The 16927-nt window shown below is 49.2% G+C and carries 16 protein-coding genes and 1 pseudogene; 12 read left to right on the forward strand and 5 right to left on the reverse strand.

Features of this window, described 5'->3' with window-relative positions:
* Window positions 1–8: 8 nt before the first annotated feature.
* The gene (locus MIH18_RS02790) at window positions 9–221 is read right to left on the reverse strand and encodes a hypothetical protein (protein WP_249013864.1); all 213 of its coding nucleotides are present in this window, start codon (window positions 219–221) and stop codon (window positions 9–11) included.
* A 415-nt stretch (window positions 222–636) separates the two neighbouring features.
* On the opposite strand from MIH18_RS02790, the gene MIH18_RS02795 reads away from it, so the two are divergent.
* From MIH18_RS02795 to MIH18_RS02850, 12 genes and pseudogenes are all read left to right on the forward strand, one after another.
* Complete coding sequence (locus MIH18_RS02795) at window positions 637–837, forward strand: hypothetical protein (RefSeq protein WP_249013865.1); 201 nt, start codon at window positions 637–639, stop codon at window positions 835–837.
* A gap of 969 nt (window positions 838–1806) precedes the next feature.
* The gene (locus MIH18_RS02800; protein ID WP_249013866.1) at window positions 1807–2241 is read left to right on the forward strand and encodes a hypothetical protein; all 435 of its coding nucleotides are present in this window, start codon (window positions 1807–1809) and stop codon (window positions 2239–2241) included.
* A gap of 196 nt (window positions 2242–2437) precedes the next feature.
* Window positions 2438–3189, forward strand: a protein-coding gene (locus MIH18_RS02805; RefSeq protein WP_249013867.1) for an IS5 family transposase whose coding sequence is annotated in 2 segments (ribosomal slippage) — window positions 2438–3157 and window positions 3160–3189 — 750 coding nt in all. Because the reading frame shifts where the segments join, the coding sequence is not laid out codon by codon here.
* A 194-nt stretch (window positions 3190–3383) separates the two neighbouring features.
* Window positions 3384–3740, forward strand: a complete 357-nt coding sequence (locus MIH18_RS02810) for a hypothetical protein (RefSeq protein WP_249013868.1) — start codon at window positions 3384–3386, stop codon at window positions 3738–3740.
* Between the two features lie 518 nt (window positions 3741–4258).
* The gene (locus MIH18_RS02815; protein WP_249013869.1) at window positions 4259–5059 is read left to right on the forward strand and encodes a hypothetical protein; all 801 of its coding nucleotides are present in this window, start codon (window positions 4259–4261) and stop codon (window positions 5057–5059) included.
* Complete coding sequence (locus tag MIH18_RS02820) at window positions 5056–8025, forward strand: hypothetical protein (RefSeq protein ID WP_249013870.1); 2970 nt, start codon at window positions 5056–5058, stop codon at window positions 8023–8025. The genes MIH18_RS02815 and MIH18_RS02820 overlap by 4 nt, the downstream gene beginning before the upstream one ends.
* The gene (locus MIH18_RS02825; RefSeq protein WP_249013871.1) at window positions 8015–9433 is read left to right on the forward strand and encodes a hypothetical protein; all 1419 of its coding nucleotides are present in this window, start codon (window positions 8015–8017) and stop codon (window positions 9431–9433) included. The genes MIH18_RS02820 and MIH18_RS02825 overlap by 11 nt, the downstream gene beginning before the upstream one ends.
* Window positions 9426–10067, forward strand: a complete 642-nt coding sequence (locus MIH18_RS02830; protein WP_249013872.1) for a hypothetical protein — start codon at window positions 9426–9428, stop codon at window positions 10065–10067. Before MIH18_RS02825 ends, MIH18_RS02830 begins: the two co-directional genes overlap by 8 nt.
* Window positions 10068–10408: 341 nt before the next feature.
* Entirely contained in the window at window positions 10409–10738 is a 330-nt protein-coding gene (locus MIH18_RS02835; protein ID WP_249013873.1) for an IS66 family insertion sequence element accessory protein TnpB, read from the forward strand.
* Window positions 10738–11106, forward strand: a complete 369-nt coding sequence (gene tnpB / locus MIH18_RS02840) for an IS66 family insertion sequence element accessory protein TnpB (RefSeq protein ID WP_249013874.1) — start codon at window positions 10738–10740, stop codon at window positions 11104–11106. Before MIH18_RS02835 ends, tnpB begins: the two co-directional genes overlap by 1 nt.
* A gap of 39 nt (window positions 11107–11145) precedes the next feature.
* Window positions 11146–12762 (forward strand): IS66 family transposase, encoded by a 1617-nt coding sequence (locus MIH18_RS02845; RefSeq protein ID WP_249013875.1) that lies wholly within the window; start codon window positions 11146–11148, stop codon window positions 12760–12762.
* A gap of 154 nt (window positions 12763–12916) precedes the next feature.
* Window positions 12917–13365, forward strand: a pseudogene (locus MIH18_RS02850) (integrase core domain-containing protein); the annotation flags it as partial.
* Window positions 13366–13441: 76 nt separating this feature from the next.
* Here the strand turns inward: MIH18_RS02850 and MIH18_RS02855 are convergent.
* From MIH18_RS02855 to MIH18_RS02870, 4 genes are read right to left on the reverse strand one after another with little or no spacing between them, the layout of a single operon-like run.
* Window positions 13442–14158: an ABC transporter ATP-binding protein gene (locus MIH18_RS02855; RefSeq protein WP_249013876.1), complete on the reverse strand. Its 717-nt coding sequence runs from the start codon at window positions 14156–14158 to the stop codon at window positions 13442–13444.
* Window positions 14151–14867, reverse strand: coding sequence for an ABC transporter ATP-binding protein (locus tag MIH18_RS02860; protein ID WP_249013877.1), 717 nt, complete (start codon window positions 14865–14867; stop codon window positions 14151–14153). The genes MIH18_RS02855 and MIH18_RS02860 overlap by 8 nt, the downstream gene beginning before the upstream one ends.
* Entirely contained in the window at window positions 14864–15997 is a 1134-nt protein-coding gene (locus MIH18_RS02865; protein ID WP_249013878.1) for a hypothetical protein, read from the reverse strand. The genes MIH18_RS02860 and MIH18_RS02865 overlap by 4 nt, the downstream gene beginning before the upstream one ends.
* The gene (locus MIH18_RS02870) at window positions 15973–16845 is read right to left on the reverse strand and encodes a branched-chain amino acid ABC transporter permease (RefSeq protein ID WP_249013879.1); all 873 of its coding nucleotides are present in this window, start codon (window positions 16843–16845) and stop codon (window positions 15973–15975) included. The genes MIH18_RS02865 and MIH18_RS02870 overlap by 25 nt, the downstream gene beginning before the upstream one ends.
* Between the last annotated feature and the right edge of the window lie 82 nt (window positions 16846–16927).

Below are 16927 nucleotides of genomic sequence, written 5' to 3' on the forward strand. Positions count from 1 at the left end.
ACTCTCTTTTAGCAGGGCGTAACACTCCATTTCTCTAAAAGATCGTTTAGATTCTCACCCGATACGCAGGGAGCCAAATCAGCTGGCATCATTGCGTAATAAATCAAACGTTTGATGAGGCGCTCAACACTAATCCCGTTAAGACGGGGTTGAGTCTGGAGCTGGTCGATGATCAGCTCAGGCTCATCAAACTCAACAACAAAAAGAATGCTTTCATTCACGCCCATTCCTCTTTAAAAACTTTATGACTTATTCTCCCTAACCTTGGCGATAATGTCGGTTATAGACGAACTCTCAATTAAATAAATTTTAATCGACACTGCGGAAATAACTATTTTCTTGCTGCTAATTGAACTTGTAGTAAGGTAGTTCCATATAGAGGCCAGTCGGCGGTGCCTAAAAACACCGACAGCACGTCACGTAAAAACCTCCTTACGGGGACGTGCAATTTTTAATTACTGTTTAGTATATCCAAGTGACGAGACTTTATAGCGAAACCTATTTTTTGCTTCCAACTTAATCTTTTTAACGTAATTTAAAATCAGATAATGGATGGAATTTCTTTCATGAGTGGCGAATAATTATATGACAGATTTTTGACAATTTATCTTACCTCCGACTAAAAAGAGAAACCCAATGAATAACATTAATGAATTAGCACAAAAGGTAATTGACGCTGCAGAATGTTCGGATCAATTTCATGAGGCTGAATTAACTATTTTGATTCGCACTCATGATGGCCAACGCTCCGAGTTCATTCGCCTACAATCAGAGCGCAACCTAGTCCCCACAAATAATCAACAACGATCTAAAGCCGATCAACATATCGAATTTTAATCATTGGGCGCTATTAATCTGGGCGGGGTCGCTCAGTAAAACCCAGGCATTCCGAATGCATCAACTAATTTCTGAATATTCTGGGCTATTAATCCGAGAACTCTGGTTTAACGCTGATTCCATGTTGAATAGAAAATTCAAGTCCTCTCTTGCTTAGGATTGTATTCGCAAACGGTGCACAACGGCTCCAGGTTGCCTTAACTGTCAGTTTGCGGACAAATCCTTGTGTTAGAAGAAACTCTCAACCTGAGGCTGCACAGAGCCGATTTAGGGTGGATAGCGTTGACTAATGGATCCATTTACAGCACGGGGCTAAAAGCCCATCAAAATACAGCTATCCAAGTTTAAAGATGGGGCTATCAGCCCCTTCGTTGGCACGGAATCAATGGGGATAAATCTACTGCATATAATCTATTCCGTTGAGCAACTATGTTAAAGGCGTCCGATTGCGGTCAACTGACATACCTGTCTCTGGCGACCTCAGGTTCTTCGCTGCCACACTGCCATTGCACTCTCTATTTTCTATTTAAGAACTCTTGCCCGTGCTTTACAAAACCTATCTATGAACCTGACCCCCCCCTCGTGCACATTTGTGCGGCACCCCCCCTACATATCCTATCTAACTGTGCGTGACCCCCCCAAATTTGATTTCTAGAAATATGGAACCGCTAGCATCCCCCTTGTCGGGACCAGGGGGGTCCCGCACATTAATGAGCAGTAACCCCCTCCACACGCACACTATGTTCGCGACCCACGGATAGACTAAAAATTTATTCTTGGTTCGATGAGCGGTGGTGCGGAACATTCATCCACAGATACAGGCTGAAAAATCTATCAATAGTCGATATTTCTGGCACCAGTGATGGGCCCATACGCACACATCACCTTAGTTTACGCATTTTCCTGCTCATTAGACGAAAAAAACTCACTTCCTATTGCTGTATATTACTGGTCACACAGGAGATTATTATGAACGTAAAGTTGGTTTGCATGTTCTCTGCTGACACAGAGACGCAAAAATATATTAATAAGTCGCTTATTGATTCGTCCTCAAATTCTGTTTATAAAGCAGTGTTTTCATACGACGACGTTAAATTTCGTCTTGTCAGTGCTCAGAATACACTGGAAAATATTAGCTTTGTGATCGCCGAATCTTTTCAGGAGGCGTTACTGTTAAAGTCGATAAATGTGCAGTTCATCTGCATAGATGAGGATAAGAATTTTTCTTCGAGAGAGTACACATCCCTCACACCAAAAATTAAGATATCAGGAACTTTTATTGAGTGGATGTTACCCGAATTTTTATTTAAAAAAGTAAGAGAATTTGTTGGTAGGTCCGCTGAAATTCAGGCAAGACTCGGATTTAGATTTGATTTTATTTCCGTAGAACCTGAGGATTATTGATAATTTTTTCATAAACAAATAAATCACAGGTATGTATTGGGGTTTTCATTATTAATATATTTATAATTTTAGCGAAGCAACTAGTACGAAAAAGAAAGCCATACTAGGGGCTGTTGACGTTTGGGCGCAAGTGATTGAATAAAAGGAGCAAGCTCGTAATATTCAGGTTCCGACACCAAAACAAAACGAGCTTGCTATGCCCCGACGTATGCTCACTGATGAGCACTGGTCGAAGCTAAAAGGAATGATGCTTCAAGAAAATATTTATAACAAGCGCGACTTGCGGATGACGGTCGAAGGCATGTTTTACCGACTGCGAGTGGGCTGTCCATGGCGGGACTTGCCCCCATGCTTCGGCCGGTGGAACTCGATTTACAAGAAGTTCAATGAGTGGTCAAAAAAGGGTAAATGGTTGGCACTGTTCAAAAAGCTTGTCAGTGAGCCGGATACTGAGTGGGAATTTATTGATGGCAGTTACGTCAAAGCCCACCAGCACAGCGCCGGCGCAAGAGGTGTTGAGCCACAAGCCATTGGTAAAAGTCGTGCGGGCAATACCACAAAAATTCATTTGGCCGTCGATAGTTACGGCTTACCGATTGAGTTTTCAGTGACCGGCGGCGAGATTCATGACAGCACAGCGGCCAGCGAATTAATTGAGCCATTGCCGCCCGCCACAGCAGTGATCGCGGATAAAGGCTATGACAGTAGCAAAATTCGCGAACAGATTAACAGCAAGGGTGCCAACGCCGTGATTCCAAGAAAGTCGAATTCCGTCATAGGCAATGCGGACATGGATTGGCCGCTGTATCGCCACCGCCATTTAGTGGAAAATGCCTTTGCGCGCCTGAAGCATTTTCGCGGTCTGGCGACACGCTATGACAAATTGAAACGCAACTATCAAAGCGTCGTGGCCATGGCGCGTGTGGGTTTTTATGGCTGCCGATGTAATGAAACGTCAACAGCCCCTAATTTAATAGAATACTAGAAGATATTGTTTACAAAATTGACACAAATTGAAAAATCTCTCTAATAAATATGCTAAAAATTTTGTATAAACTACTTGCACCTATGAAAGCTTATTGTATGTTAGACATCAACCGATACTGACACGTTAAGGGGATTTGATGATGACGTGTTTATTTGTGACATTGGCTACAAGCACATTTGGATTTTTTCTACTGGGAATAAACGGATTAATTGTTGGCGTGATCGCAGGGATCCTTGTAAGCACCTTTCAAGAATTCGTTAATGAAAATGATGTGAGCGATAACTCAGAAACTGGATTCGAACCCGAATCAGACGAGTTGGATCTTTGGGACAGTGACGCTTTCTCAAATTATCATTCTATTAATCCTGCGAGTGGGCTACCCATGATGGGAGACGGGATCGGCGGATTTGATGTCGGCGGTAACACGTACGGAACAGATTCGTCGTTTTGCGATACGGATTCTATTAATTTTTCTGATGATCTCTTTCACGATATTTCAGATCCATTTTAGATCTTCACAATTTGGTTGTGTGAACACGAGCCTGTCGCTGGGGTATGACGGAGCCCGTCAACATAGTTGGCGCGTTTAAGAACAACTCAAAGACTTCTGGCTAATCCCGGACATGGCAGTGGTAGAACCCAGGTTGTTGATCGCTCTGGCCAATGCTCACATTCGTTGGCGGCATCTAAGGGTGATCCTGAACGCCGAAATGTTGCGGTTATCTGAATATTTTGGATCAGGACTTTGCGTTAACGAGGAAGCTCGCGTGAAGGTTTCCGATGCGCTCTATTAGGACAGTGATCTTAAAGAGGTGTACGTTATCCTCGGCGTCATTCCGAAAACAGGTAACTCCAAACCGGCTTTTGTCCGTGTGTCTGGCAGCACGGGGATACCTTGATGGCATGGCGGGGTCAGCATTTTTCCGAAGTGGTGCTTCTTTCTGCGAATGAATTTCGTGCAGATTGCGGGACGACAGCTATTTTTTTTTGGAAACAGTCTTTTACTTTTACCGAAAGGAAGCGCCCAGAGTGAGTCTTGAAAAATATCTGGATAAGATTGATGCATGTCAGTTAATCAACTTTTCGGCGTTCCGAAAATACTTGCCTGAGAACATTCGATCCGAGGTCCATAGTCATTTCAAAGTGTTGGCGGAGACTCCATCCCTGTGTTTTGTGAGCCCTACATCACCAGATATCATGGCTGATCTTCGTCGTTTGTCCGGCAAGCCAGTGAACCGTATCCACGCGTCCATGAAAGGCGATTCCCACGGGTGCGGTACCGATTGCGCATTTTTGCTGGTTTTCAATGACAGCGGGGATCCCGACAGGCCAGATTTAGTGATGATCGATAGCGAAGGGGCCAACCTAGGGTTTACACCAAAGCCAAATGTTCTATTGGTAGAGAATGAACAAAATTTCGCACATTACCGATCAATGCTGAAACTGATGGCCAGCTGGACCGGTGCAGACCACGCGATTGGTTCTGTCGACGTCATCCTTTCCGCTGGTAACCGCATTAACAAGCGGATCACACTGGATTGGATTGAACAGACCTACACAAACATCTTTTGCGCGTTCGATTACGATCTTGGCGGACTTAAGGCATTCAAAACGCTCAAGTCCGTTATCCTCGGCGCGGTGTTCCTTGCCCCGTCCGACTGGTCTCAGTACAGCCATTGTTTTCTGAAAACACCCGTCACCAACGATCGACTAATCAAAGCAATGGATCTTGCAAAGCTGCATAACATTCCCGCCCTTGCTGAGGCCTTTTCTACGCATCGAATGTTTATGGAGCAGGAAACCCTTTTAAGCGGAGTTGAAGAAGAATGATCTCGAACTACACGATTTCCATTAAACGATTAGTGATGGTCGACTCTGCCGGGTTCAGCTACATTGAAATCCCCTTGGATGAGCACGCTATTTTGCTGGCTGAGGGCAACGTCGGCAAATCCAGCGTAATGAACTCGCTCCGCTTATTTTTACTCCCCGAGGAAAACCTGCGCAAAAGTGAGATCAAATTTGGCTTCCGGACGCCCGACAAGTCTGCCTATTACACCAACGAGCAAAGCTATAATCACTACTTTCCGAGCAATCGAAGCTTCCTGATTCTAGAGGTTGAGAACTCGGCTGGTACTCATTGCCAGATTTTGTACAGAGGCGACGGCGCATCCCTATCCTTAGGGTACAAGCGAATCTTCATTCCTGTTGGATATGACATGCTGCGCGAAACCTTCTGGGATACGTCTGACCCTGAAGGCATTGGCTTTGCCCGCCCCGAGCTTTCCGTTAAGAACGTTATAAACCGTGGTAAAGAACTTTCAAAGGAGACCGATACGGTTTCCAACAAGAAGTCATTGATAAACCTGTTGTACTCAAACGACCTGCTCAATAAAGCTAATTCTCAATACGCTGTCCTACCGATGGCGAGTGTCGACAAACAAAAAATCGAGTCTCTTCGCACCCTGATCCGCATGTTGTTCGAGGTCAGTCACGACTCAAAAAGCATGGCGATGGCCGTTGCCAACATTATTGAGAACCAGAAGAACTACGAGCGTGATCGTTTCGATTTTGATATCGGCCATTTCCTGGACGAACGTGACGAACTGGAATCCATCGAAAAGTACCTGAACAAGATCAAAAGTGAGCGCCCTCGCTTCGTTCAGCTGAACAACGACTTTAAAGATTACAATCCTCGGTCCTTGGCGGAACTCTTCACTCTTTGGTGTCGCAGTCTTCAATTCTCCATAGACGACACCAATGAAAAAACTCTGACACTGAGCCATAAGGTTACGGATATAAGCAATCAGAAGTCAGAGGCGGATCGGAAGTTTCGGGACGCCGTGAAAGATCACCGCGAGGCTGTTGGCACCGTCAAGAGCAGCACCAAAAAAAGAAGCGAAACTGATAAGTACGTCAACGAGGGTCGGACGCTCATTTCTTCCTACCCTGAAAGCGCAAACATTGAATTTATCCGGAGCGCCATTAAAGACGGAAAGTCAGACATTGAGAAAGAGCTAGAAGTTCTTGAGAATTCTCAAAAACAGGCTGAAACTCGACAGCGGTTGATCTCTGAGGTTGATGTACTGAAGGGAAGTATTCAACGAACGGAAGATCGAATCGCTAATAGCCACCTAGAGCTCAAAAGTCAGCTACCTAATGACCACGTCACCGTCCTGTCTTCCATCAACGGCAAACTGGCAAGTGCTAGTCCCGGTCGAGAGCTGACCATTGAGGAATTCGGTAGCATCGAAGTTTTCTGTGGGCTGTTCGAGCGTCATGAGGATCTTCTCCGCTGGTTTGATGTGGATTTTGCCGCAACGGAAGACGATAGCGTTCCCCTTGAGCGAATCCTTCAAGAATTGCGATCCGATGTAAAAGATAAAGAGCGGCAACTTAAGCAGGTTGAAAATGCCTCAGCCGATCCTGCGGAGAAAGCTCGCCAAATCAACAACAAAAATATTGAGCTTAAAGGCTATATTAAAGACCTTGAGATACTGAATAATTTTGAGGGATCAGAGCGTCAGCTTGAAAGGCTGGAAGCTGATCTCATCAACGAAGTAGATGAAAGAGACCGACTCCAGAGCCTTGTCGAGGTTCTGCAAAAGGATGCGGCGTCAGCCGCTTCTGAGCTTGAGAATACACGTCGCCTCTTGGATGCCAAAAAAGCCGATAGCTCGAACTATTCAACCCTGTTCGACAGACTTCAGCGTTTGGGCCAATTGCAGCCAAAACTGCTTGTGTCAGGCGACGGCTCCGAGAAGAAAAACACTCTACTTTCTCCGGATGAACTGGTGCAAGGTGGCGTAGACGACATCGAGCGCCAATGCTTCATGATGGGAGAGTTGCGCGACAGGATACTCAGAAGCCTTTGCCACTTTATCGATATTCGCATTTTGTTTGAAGAGCATGAGGCGTTACGAGAGACTCGCCCGAGTAATGAGGAGATTCGAACGGCCTGGTCTGACCTGAAAGATGTTTACTCCAATCTAGATCACCGAGTGACCTCCCTTGAGGATCAACGCAGAACACACAATGGTCTCGTTGAGAACTATCGTACCAGCCTCCGTAAAAACAGGGATTTTATTAAAAACGTTCAAGGCCAGCTGAATCGCCGACTGGAATCGGTGCAGATTAACGACCTAGCAGAGATTCGCGTTGAGATTGAGTGCGACGAGGCATTCGAATCTTTGGTGCGCCAGTCTGAACAGATCAACGAACACTCCAGTCAGAGTCTGTCTGATGCGTTTTATGACCAGCTGAAGACTTTCATGAACAAGTTTTTTGATAACAAAGACGATGGCACGTCGGAATACAGACTCACCATGGAAAAGGTCGTCAAGAAAATCAGCTATCAGACCCGCAAGAAAACTGACAAGCACTTTGACGACAAGGCTCAGTCCAACTCGACGACGTCACTGATTAACCTGTCATTGGTTCAAGGCCTACTCAAAAGCTTGCTTGATCAGGGTTACAACTACAGCCTCCCCGCTGTGCTGGATGAGGTGGCGAGTGTCGACATTGGTCAGATCGCCAGCCTGCTTGAGCGAATTCGCAGTGAAGGCTTCCGTCTTTTCGGCGCCGCCACACACAGCGCATCCTCTGCCCTGGTTCTTGAGATCGGTCGGCACTTCAAGCTCGATGAAATGCGAACCGCCCGACCTTACGATGTAAGTCGTGACCCGGTTTATTGGGGCGGACCAGAAGGCGTTACTGAAGGCCCGATAGAGCGTTGGATTCATCCTGAGCAACAAACACTCATGGATGAGGCGTTAGAGGACGCATCGAATGTCGAGTAAGCGTTTTGGAACGATTGAGACAATCCAAGTCATCTTCCAGTATCCGGATACGTTCTTTGACCTTATTCAAGCTATGGATGAACGCAATGAACTTTCGGTGCCAGAGCACGAGCTCCTTTATCGTGTAGAGCGTGCTATGAGCTCGGCCCCAACGAAAGAGCGCAAGCGAATACACCTCGCCTTCAGGACAGCGAATCTGGCGGGTAGTGGTCTGATGTCTATCGATAAAAAGGCAGGCATCCCACACTTTTATTTCGACGATTCATTGCTTCAGCTTCTAAGAATATGCGACCGATCGCTTCGACAGGATCTGACCAATGCAAAGCTGAAGGCTCGATTGAGCAGCCTCAGGGAATTGAAACGGCAAATCATTGATAGCAACCTTCATAGTGGAAGCCCGGACTTCCTGGAAGCCTGTCAGGCCATGAGCGGTGAACTTAACTCCGTCATCCGCCTGATTCATGGCAATGTTCGTGACCTTGAGATGGACGTATCTAAGCGTATGGAAGACATCTCTGGTGCGATTGCTATGTCGAATGAGCGGATAAGCATTACTCGACACTATGAATTATTGGGCGAGATTACTACCATCCACCAGAGACACATCCTCCCTACCTTGGAGTTCTTAAATCCGTCCATGAAGCTCAAGGATGGCGAAAATCTTCATGAGGCTCTGGAGGGATTGGGAGAGGCGTGCCGTGCACACAGTCATTTTGACATGGCAGATCAAATTGACCGAAGCCTAATAAGTCTCAATGAAACCTACAAACCCATCCAGGCTATCGCCAAACGCGTACAGGATTTTGTGGCCAAAAATCAGCGGTCCCTGCGGCAGCACAACGCCATGGAATCTGCTTTTGAGGATCTACGCGATCTGTTTACTGAAACTCAGACCAGTCACCTTAACCGGATCCAAATGAAGGGTGATGGTTTTGTTGAGAAAACGGGATTTATGGCGGGTTTGATCAGCCGGAGTTATCCCAGTGTTCTGGAGCTGCATGACAATGTGAGCACTCTTCGCCTGTTTCGTTCCGACCTGGAAGCCCGGCTTGAGGATGCTGTCCGTGTGGATGTAGTGCCACAGTTACCAACATCTATCGCTGAAAGAACAAAAAACGGCTTGAACATTGAGCGATCCGAAATTCTGTATAACTGGTTGCGGGATATGCCCTTGCCTGAGACACGCGATCTGGTCTCGCACATCCACGAGCGTCTCAGCACGTTTGTTGGTGGTTACGACAGCATGGTGGATCTTATGGATGCCCTGAGCTACATCATGTCGCACAGGCGAAAAGAGGTATCGATCAAAACAACCAACCGATTTAAAACCCTCGAAGACGGTGGCCAACACCTGATTTACCGACTACGCAAGGTCACCCCGATACAGAAGGAAGAAATCAATGATTGAGCAGCGCACAGGCTTTGATGCCGTTGATCCCGAACGCAGCGCGGAAGCCTTTCGCGACCTTTCGGCGGGAAAGGTGATCACCCGAGAGCGGTTTGATCAAATTCAAAACGACATGGTGGAGAACCCTGTTTATACCACCCTGTTCAGGAATCATGAGCATTTTCGGGCTATGTATCAGCATTTGGGGTACGAGTTGGTTTTTAATGACAAGCGCCATTTCTTCTTTATGCGCGAGCTCTCTAACAGTGAGGATCGCGACTATAATCGCAATGCGTTTAAGATCCAGGTTGCCCTCCTGATCATCGGCCGTTACTTTGCACAATCCGGTCGGGATCTTCAGTACCTAGAGTCACCGGCAGTAGGCCTGCGCGAGAACGATATCGCGGCAATCGCAAAAGACGACGAATACACCATAATGCTTCGAAGTGCCGAATTTAAAGAAGGCGTAGAAGCGGCTTTCGGCTTCCTTCGAAATCGCGGATTTCTTTTTGAGACCGGAGTGAATCGATACATTATGAGCCCAGCTGGCATGTATTTTCTTGAAAAATTGGTGGAGCTCTACCAAGAGAAAATCGCAGTGACAACTGAAGAAAGTGAGAACTACCTTGTTCTTCAGGACAGCGACGGCACATAACGCCACTAGCCGATTTTAATGCGAGCTCTCAACACCATCGCCTAGGGTACTTGTGCAATGGTCAACTAATCTTGGACGATATTTTAAGTTTTCTTGCTACAACCAACGGGTTGGAAGCCCAAAAATTTGTGCCACGATCACCCACCTCAACAGTGTGCCGATTGGCCACTGTTGAGGTGGCCAGTTCATCATCATTGAGGTATGGAGCGCTAATGGAGGCTTTTTTCTGGAGTATTCGCAGTAACGGGGGGTAGAACCGTAAGCGCCCATAAATCAGCACCTACACCCCAGCTCGGCAATTGCACACACTGAACGCCGCATTCATTCCACGAGGATTCAGTATGACCCCAACCGAAAAAGTGCACTTCTGGCAGCAGCAGATTAACGATTGGGAAGTGACCGACTTGTCTGGCAATGCTTTCTGCAAGCAACAGTCGCTGATTTATCATCAATTCGTCTATTGGCGCCAGAAGCTAACGTCTGGTAAAGATTATCCGAAGCAGGCGCCGGCAGCCACCGGATTCACGCGGGTTATTTCTTCAGCTCCCCGCATCGGTGTTGATGCTGGCGACGCTGATGGCCTGACCGTATCCTTGCCCGGCGGTGTTTCCATCACCGGTTTGCACGCTGGCAATATCGAGTTGCTGGGCGCGGTGCTGAGGCAGCTGTGATGCGCCACCGATATTTACGCCCATCTTTGTCGTTGCCACAGATTTATCTGTATCGGGCACCGGTGGATTTCCGCAAGCAGGCCAACAGCCTGGCGGTATTGGTTGAACAGGAATTGGGCCACAATCCGTTCACCGGCGCGCTTTACGCCTTTACCAACCGGCAGCGGAATAAGATCAAGTGCCTGATGTGGGAAGACAACGGATTTGTGCTTTATTACAAAGCTCTGGCTGAGGAGAAATTCAAGTGGCCAAAGGCCTCGGATGAGCTGTTGGTACTGACCGGCGAGCAGATTAACTGGCTGCTGGACGGCTACGATATTGCACTGCTGAAAGGCCATAAAACTCTGCATTATGAGGCCGTTATTTAAGTCTTTTTACGTGCTTCAATGCGTTGTTTTTGCTATAATTTGTTCATGAAATTAAAGCCTGAAACCCCTTCAAAAGCACCCGATATCAGCGGCCTAACGGCCGCTGAATTGCTGTCGGTGGTCGAAGGCCTTCAGCAAGAATTGTCTGCCAAGAAGGCAGCCGTTCAACAGCGCGATCAGTACATTCAGATACTCGAAGAACTGCTGCGCTGGAAACGGATTCAGCAATTTGGCGCCAGCAGTGAGAAGTCTACACACCAAATCCATTTATTCGACGAAGCGGAGCTGGAAGCCGAGATCGATGACCTGCGCGATCAACTACCAGACGATGTCAAAGAAGAAGAGGCACCACCGGCCTCTCGTAAACGTCGCCAACGTGGCTTCTCGGATAAGTTGCTGCGTGAGCGCATCGAACTGACACTGAGCGACGAAGATAAGGCCGGCGCCGTCAAGACCTTCTTCACCAAGGTGAAAGAAGAACTGCAGTTCATCCCGGCTCAATTCAAAGTTCTCGAATACTGGCAGGAAAAAGCCGTGTTCGAGCACAACGGTGAAGAACGCTTAGTGGCGGCAGCTCGTCCCGTTCATCCCTTGGGCAAGTGCACAGCCACACCCTCCTTACTGGCGTACATCATCACCTCGAAATACGCCGATGGCTTGCCGCTGTATCGTCTGGAGCACATGTTCAAGCGCTTGGGGCATGAGATCAGCCGTACCAATATGGCTCACTGGATCATCCGTCTGGATGATGTGTTCAAACCGCTGATCCACTTGATGCGGGAAGTGCAGAACAGCAGTGACTACCTGCAAGCCGATGAATCCCGAATACCCGTTCTGAAAGAAGACGGTAAAACGGCGCAGTCGGACAAGTGGATGTGGGTCACCCGCGGTGGCCCACCCGGAAAACCGTCGGTGCTGTTTGAATACGATCCGTCACGGGCGGGAAAAGTGCCGGTGCGTCTGCTGGATGATTTTAACGGCATTCTGCAAGCCGATGGTTACTCTGGCTATGGCAAAGTGTGCCGAGACAACAACATCACTCGAATGGGTTGCTGGGACCACGCGAGACGTAAGTTCGTGGAAGCTATCAAAGGGTCCAAACCTCAAGGTAAAGGCAAACCCACAAAGGTCTCCAAGGCCGACGTGGCTCTAAGCCACATCAACAAACTCTACGCCATCGAGCGCCAGATCAAAGAGCTGAGTGACAGTGAGCGTTACCGCATTCGTCAGGAGCTGAGCGTTCCCAGGCTGGAAGCCCTTAAGATCTGGCTGGAGGCCAACGCCGGCAAGGTCGCGAAGGGCACTATGACTCGCAAGGCCATGGATTATACGCTGAACCAATGGCCTACTCTGATCGGTTACTGCGAACGAGGCGACCTACAGATCAGCAACGTGCTGGCCGAAAACGCTATCCGTCCGTTCGCTCTAGGTCGAAAGGCTTGGCTGTTCGCAGATACCTCACGGGGCGCACGTGCCAGTGCAACGTGCTATTCCCTGGTCGAGACCGCTAAGGCAAACAGTCTGGAGCCCTCGGCGTATATCCAATATGTGCTGGACCGCATTGCCGAGGCAGACACGCTGGAAAAGCTGGAAGCACTGCTGCCGTGGAATGTGAATCTGGAGCGGGCTTCAAAAAAAGTGCCGCAGATCGACTGAGGGCAAGTGGGTCGATTTAGCGGCGCTTACGTAGAACCCCTTGCATCAGTCGAATCACTTTTGGGGAGGGAGCACGGTAATTAGGTCGAGCGGTGCTTCACCATTGATGCAGGTATTTCTCGCCAGCACAAACCGTAGGCCGGCGTACGGAACGCACTCTGACAACGGCGTGTCGATGAAGTCGGCGACCTGCTGGCCAAGATGTACGACTTGGGCATCAGGCCCTCGCGCGGCCGGCCCCGGGTGAGCAATGACAATGCCTTCTCCAAGTCGCTGTTCCGCACCTTGAAATACTGCCCGCAGTGGCCGCAGGGCGGCTTTGCCAGCCTGAACGACGCCCGTGCCTGGGTCAGGGAATTCCTGCGCTGGTACAACACCGAGCATCGGCACAGCCGGATCCGCTTCGTCACACCGATGGAGCGCCACCGCGGCCTGGATACTGAGATCCTGGTAAAGCGTCATGCGCTCTATCAAGAGGCGCGTTCCGCGCACCCGGAACGCTGGTCGGGACACATTCGAAACTGGGAGGCCATAGAGCACGTAACGCTCAATCCGGAAACGCTGGAAAACGTACAAGAAGGACAGCAGAGAAAAGCGGCTTAGCAGTAGGGTCTACGCGACAACTGACTTGACAAACACCGCCCTTTCTAACCTGGTACTCTAACAATCCGCATGACCACTAGACTGCAAGTATCCGGCGCATCAATTCCCGATCGCGCAGTTGCGTCACTTCGAGCTCATCAATTATTTGGCCCTTATCCATCACATAACAGCGTTGGGCCATCTTCATGATCATATCTAGATTCTGTTCGACGAAGAGAATAGTCATGCCGAGTTCGCGGTTAAGCTTCAGAATGTTGCGTGAGATTTCCTTCACGATGTTCGGCTGAATTCCCTCGGAGGGTTCATCAAGCAACATCAGTTTCGGCTTCCCGACCATGGCCCTACCAATTGCAAGCTGCTGCTGCTGGCCGCCACTAAACGTTCCTGCCCGCTGTCGGGCGCGCTCACGCAGAATGGGAAAGAACTCGTAGACACGCTCGTAGTCGACCCCCTTACCAGGCTGCTGCAACATTTCGCCAACCTTAAGGTTTTCCCATACGGTCATTCGGGGAAAGACCTCGCGGCCCTGCGGAATATAGCCAATCCCAAGCCGAGCACGCTGATATGTCTTTAAGTTACTTACATCCTGATGATCGAAACGGACTATGCCTTGACTATGTCTAATAAGTCCCATCAGCGTTCTCAGCAGCGTGGTCTTGCCGACGCCATTCCGACCGATGATCGCGACTACCTCGCCTTGAGCAACCTTAAAATTAAGGTCCTTAAGGACGGAGGTAGCCCCGTACCCCGCAGTTAAGCCCGAAACATCTAACAAATTTTTGTTTTCAGTCATCGACAGTTCCCAAGTAGATATGCGCGACGTCATCATTAGACTCAATTTCGGCAATCGTGCCCTCCGCGAAGATCTCGCCGAAGTTCAGAACCGTGACTTTCTGCGCGATCTGGCGAACGAATTCCATGTCATGTTCGACCGCCAAAATCGACATTCCATCACGGTTTAGCCGATGAACCATTTCGCCTGTCCTGTAAGTCTCTTCAGGAGTCATCCCGGCAGTTGGCTCATCGAGCAAAAGAAGCCGAGGCTTACTACTGACCGCCATCCCGATCTCCAGCCATTGCTGCTCACCATGTGAGAGGACACCAGCGAGCTCGTGCCGCTTATCAGCGAGCCCAACGGATTCCAGTGCCTCCTCGATTTCGGATGCGATCAAACCTTTATGGAAAACGTGTTGAACAGCTATTTCCATGTTTTGCCAGACCGATAGCTCCGCAAAGATTCCCGGGACCTGGAATTTTACGGCGATACCTCTATTGATCCGCTCAAAAGAACGCAGTTCGGTAATTCGCGTTCCAGAGAAAAAAACATGGCCGGAGTTCGGCTGGTGCTCTCCGAGAATGAGTTTGAAAAATGTGCTCTTGCCGGCTCCGTTGGGTCCTATCAGGCATCGGATTTCCCCTGCCTCCATGGAGAAGTTCACGTTGTGCGCAACCTGAACGCCATCGAAGTGCTTACACATCGCTTCAGTACGCAGAATAGTCACGATACGCCCCCTTTACGCGTGCTCCTCCAAAGACGGTGAATGAGTTGGACCAGCCCAGGAATCAGCCCCTGCGGCAGAAAGACAACGACAACGACCAGCAGTATCCCCATGACTATGAACGCATAATAGCTGCCATAAATGGTGAGTATCTGGAAAAGACTCAACACGATAAAGGTTCCCACCAAGGTTGCGGTTAAATCCCTCCGCCCGCCGACGGCAACCCATACGATGGGGAGTGCGGCTGAAGCAAGGCCCATACTCGATGGATTAATGTACTGTCCCCAGGCCGTGTAGAGTACACCCGACAGCCCAGCCAGTCCGCTTCCGATCACAAAGGCAATCAATTGGTAGCGGCGGACGTCATAGCCCAACATCTCCGCGCGATGCGGATTCTCCCGGATTGCTACGAGGACGTTCCCAAAGCGCGAATTCACGAGTATCCGTAAGCTTAGATAACAGATGACCAGTAGCGCGAGGAGGACATAATAGAGTGGCACACCAGAGTACAGAGCAATGCTTCCTCCGAACCAAGGGATTGTAAGCGGAGGCAACCCCGTCATTCCGTTGTACCCCCCCAATCGAGCACTTCCGATCGCCCACTCGGATCCAGATGTTTGCGCCATAAAAGTTGCCAGGACGAGCGTCGTGGAGAGGGTTACTATCCCAAGGAATACTCCACTGATGCGGCCATAGAAAATCACATACCCCAAAAGTGACGCCGCAATGCAGGCTAATACGACAGCCATTACTAGTGCGACCAGCGTCATACCGTATTCAACGCCGAAATTGACCGTGAGGACGCCATACGCATAACCGGCAATTCCGAAAAAAGCCGTCTGACCGAAACTGAGTGCTCCGCTGTAACCCCAGATCAAGGAAAGGCCCAGCGCCATGAATATCCAGCAGAAGAAGTAGGCCGTATTGCCTACGGCCCATGCGTCCGTAAAAGCCGGGTAGAGCCCAGCCAGGACGACGATGAGTAAGAACCCCGCCCAAAACCCTCGTCCGCGACCCAGCGTCTGCGAACCATTCAGAAGGCGAATCCAGTTTGTCAAACGAGGGTGGGATTGGCTCGAAGTCGAACTACCTTTCTGTAAGAAACCCATCAGGAACGCCCCTTCAATAACCATCCCGAAAGGCCCTGCGGAAGAATGCGGATAACGACCATCACCGTTATCAGCAGCCCAACTTGACCAATGAGTTGTCCTTGCCAGCCAGTCAGAGCTGCTTTAATAACCGCCAGAATAGCCGCCGCAGGCGCAGTTCCGAGAAAGACGTCCGCTCCGCCTACTACGACGGTCACAAAGCTTTCTACAAGAAAGCTAGCGCCAAAGGTTGGGACAATAGACATTGTTGGCGCATACAACGCGCCAGCTAATCCAGCAAGAGCTGCGCCGAGCCCGAAAGTTAAAGTATACATGCGACCCGTATCGATACCGATCGCCTTTGCCATACTTGGCGCCTGAATCGTAGCTCGGGAATGAATTCCGAACTTTGTATGATGAAAGACGAGGTATAAGCCAGCGAGCACCAGGATCGCAACCCCGAACAGCACCATCCGGTATGTCGAATAGGTACTGTCGCCTACCGCGAAAGCACTAAAGGGAGTACTGATACCAGGCATGCTGGAACCAAAAACAACGAGCGTACCCTGGACAAGAATGAGGCTAATGCCCCACGTGGCAACGATTGAGTCCAGCGGCCGATGATAAAGTCTATGGATGATAGTGCGCTCTAGAACGATGCCTAAAAGCCCAGCGGCGAGGCTGCCACAAAGCATGGCAATTGGAAGGGGAAGGCCCATGCGTGCAGTTGAGACTGTCACATAGGCGCCGCACATAATGAACTCACCATGAGCGAGGTTAATGATGCCCATCATCCCGAAGATGACTGCAAGGCCCGCCGCTGAGAGTACCAGAAACGCGAAGGCGTCTCCGAACTGGTAAAGGGCCGAGAATACTGTAAAGACATACTCCATACCGAAACTCCTGAATCCAAAGCGGGAGAATTCCCCTTCAATTAGTCAGGGGGAAGCTGGCATGGAGAATCTCATCACCATG

It is taken from the genome of Marinobacter sp. M3C (genome assembly GCF_023311895.1).
Lineage (GTDB): Bacteria > Pseudomonadota > Gammaproteobacteria > Pseudomonadales > Oleiphilaceae > Marinobacter.

Coding starts and splice junctions, on each gene's coding strand:
- MIH18_RS02795 (WP_249013865.1), top strand. CDS start 637: ATGAATAACATTAATGAATTAGCACAAAAGGTAATTGACGCTGCAGAA.
- MIH18_RS02800 (WP_249013866.1), top strand. CDS start 1,807: ATGAACGTAAAGTTGGTTTGCATGTTCTCTGCTGACACAGAGACGCAA.
- MIH18_RS02820 (WP_249013870.1), top strand. CDS start 5,056: ATGATCTCGAACTACACGATTTCCATTAAACGATTAGTGATGGTCGAC.
- MIH18_RS02825 (WP_249013871.1), top strand. CDS start 8,015: ATGTCGAGTAAGCGTTTTGGAACGATTGAGACAATCCAAGTCATCTTC.
- MIH18_RS02830 (WP_249013872.1), top strand. CDS start 9,426: ATGATTGAGCAGCGCACAGGCTTTGATGCCGTTGATCCCGAACGCAGC.
- MIH18_RS02835 (WP_249013873.1), top strand. CDS start 10,409: ATGACCCCAACCGAAAAAGTGCACTTCTGGCAGCAGCAGATTAACGAT.
- tnpB (WP_249013874.1), top strand. CDS start 10,738: ATGCGCCACCGATATTTACGCCCATCTTTGTCGTTGCCACAGATTTAT.
- MIH18_RS02855 (WP_249013876.1), bottom strand. CDS start 14,158: ATGACTGAAAACAAAAATTTGTTAGATGTTTCGGGCTTAACTGCGGGG.
- MIH18_RS02865 (WP_249013878.1), bottom strand. CDS start 15,997: ATGGTTATTGAAGGGGCGTTCCTGATGGGTTTCTTACAGAAAGGTAGT.
- MIH18_RS02870 (WP_249013879.1), bottom strand. CDS start 16,845: ATGGAGTATGTCTTTACAGTATTCTCGGCCCTTTACCAGTTCGGAGAC.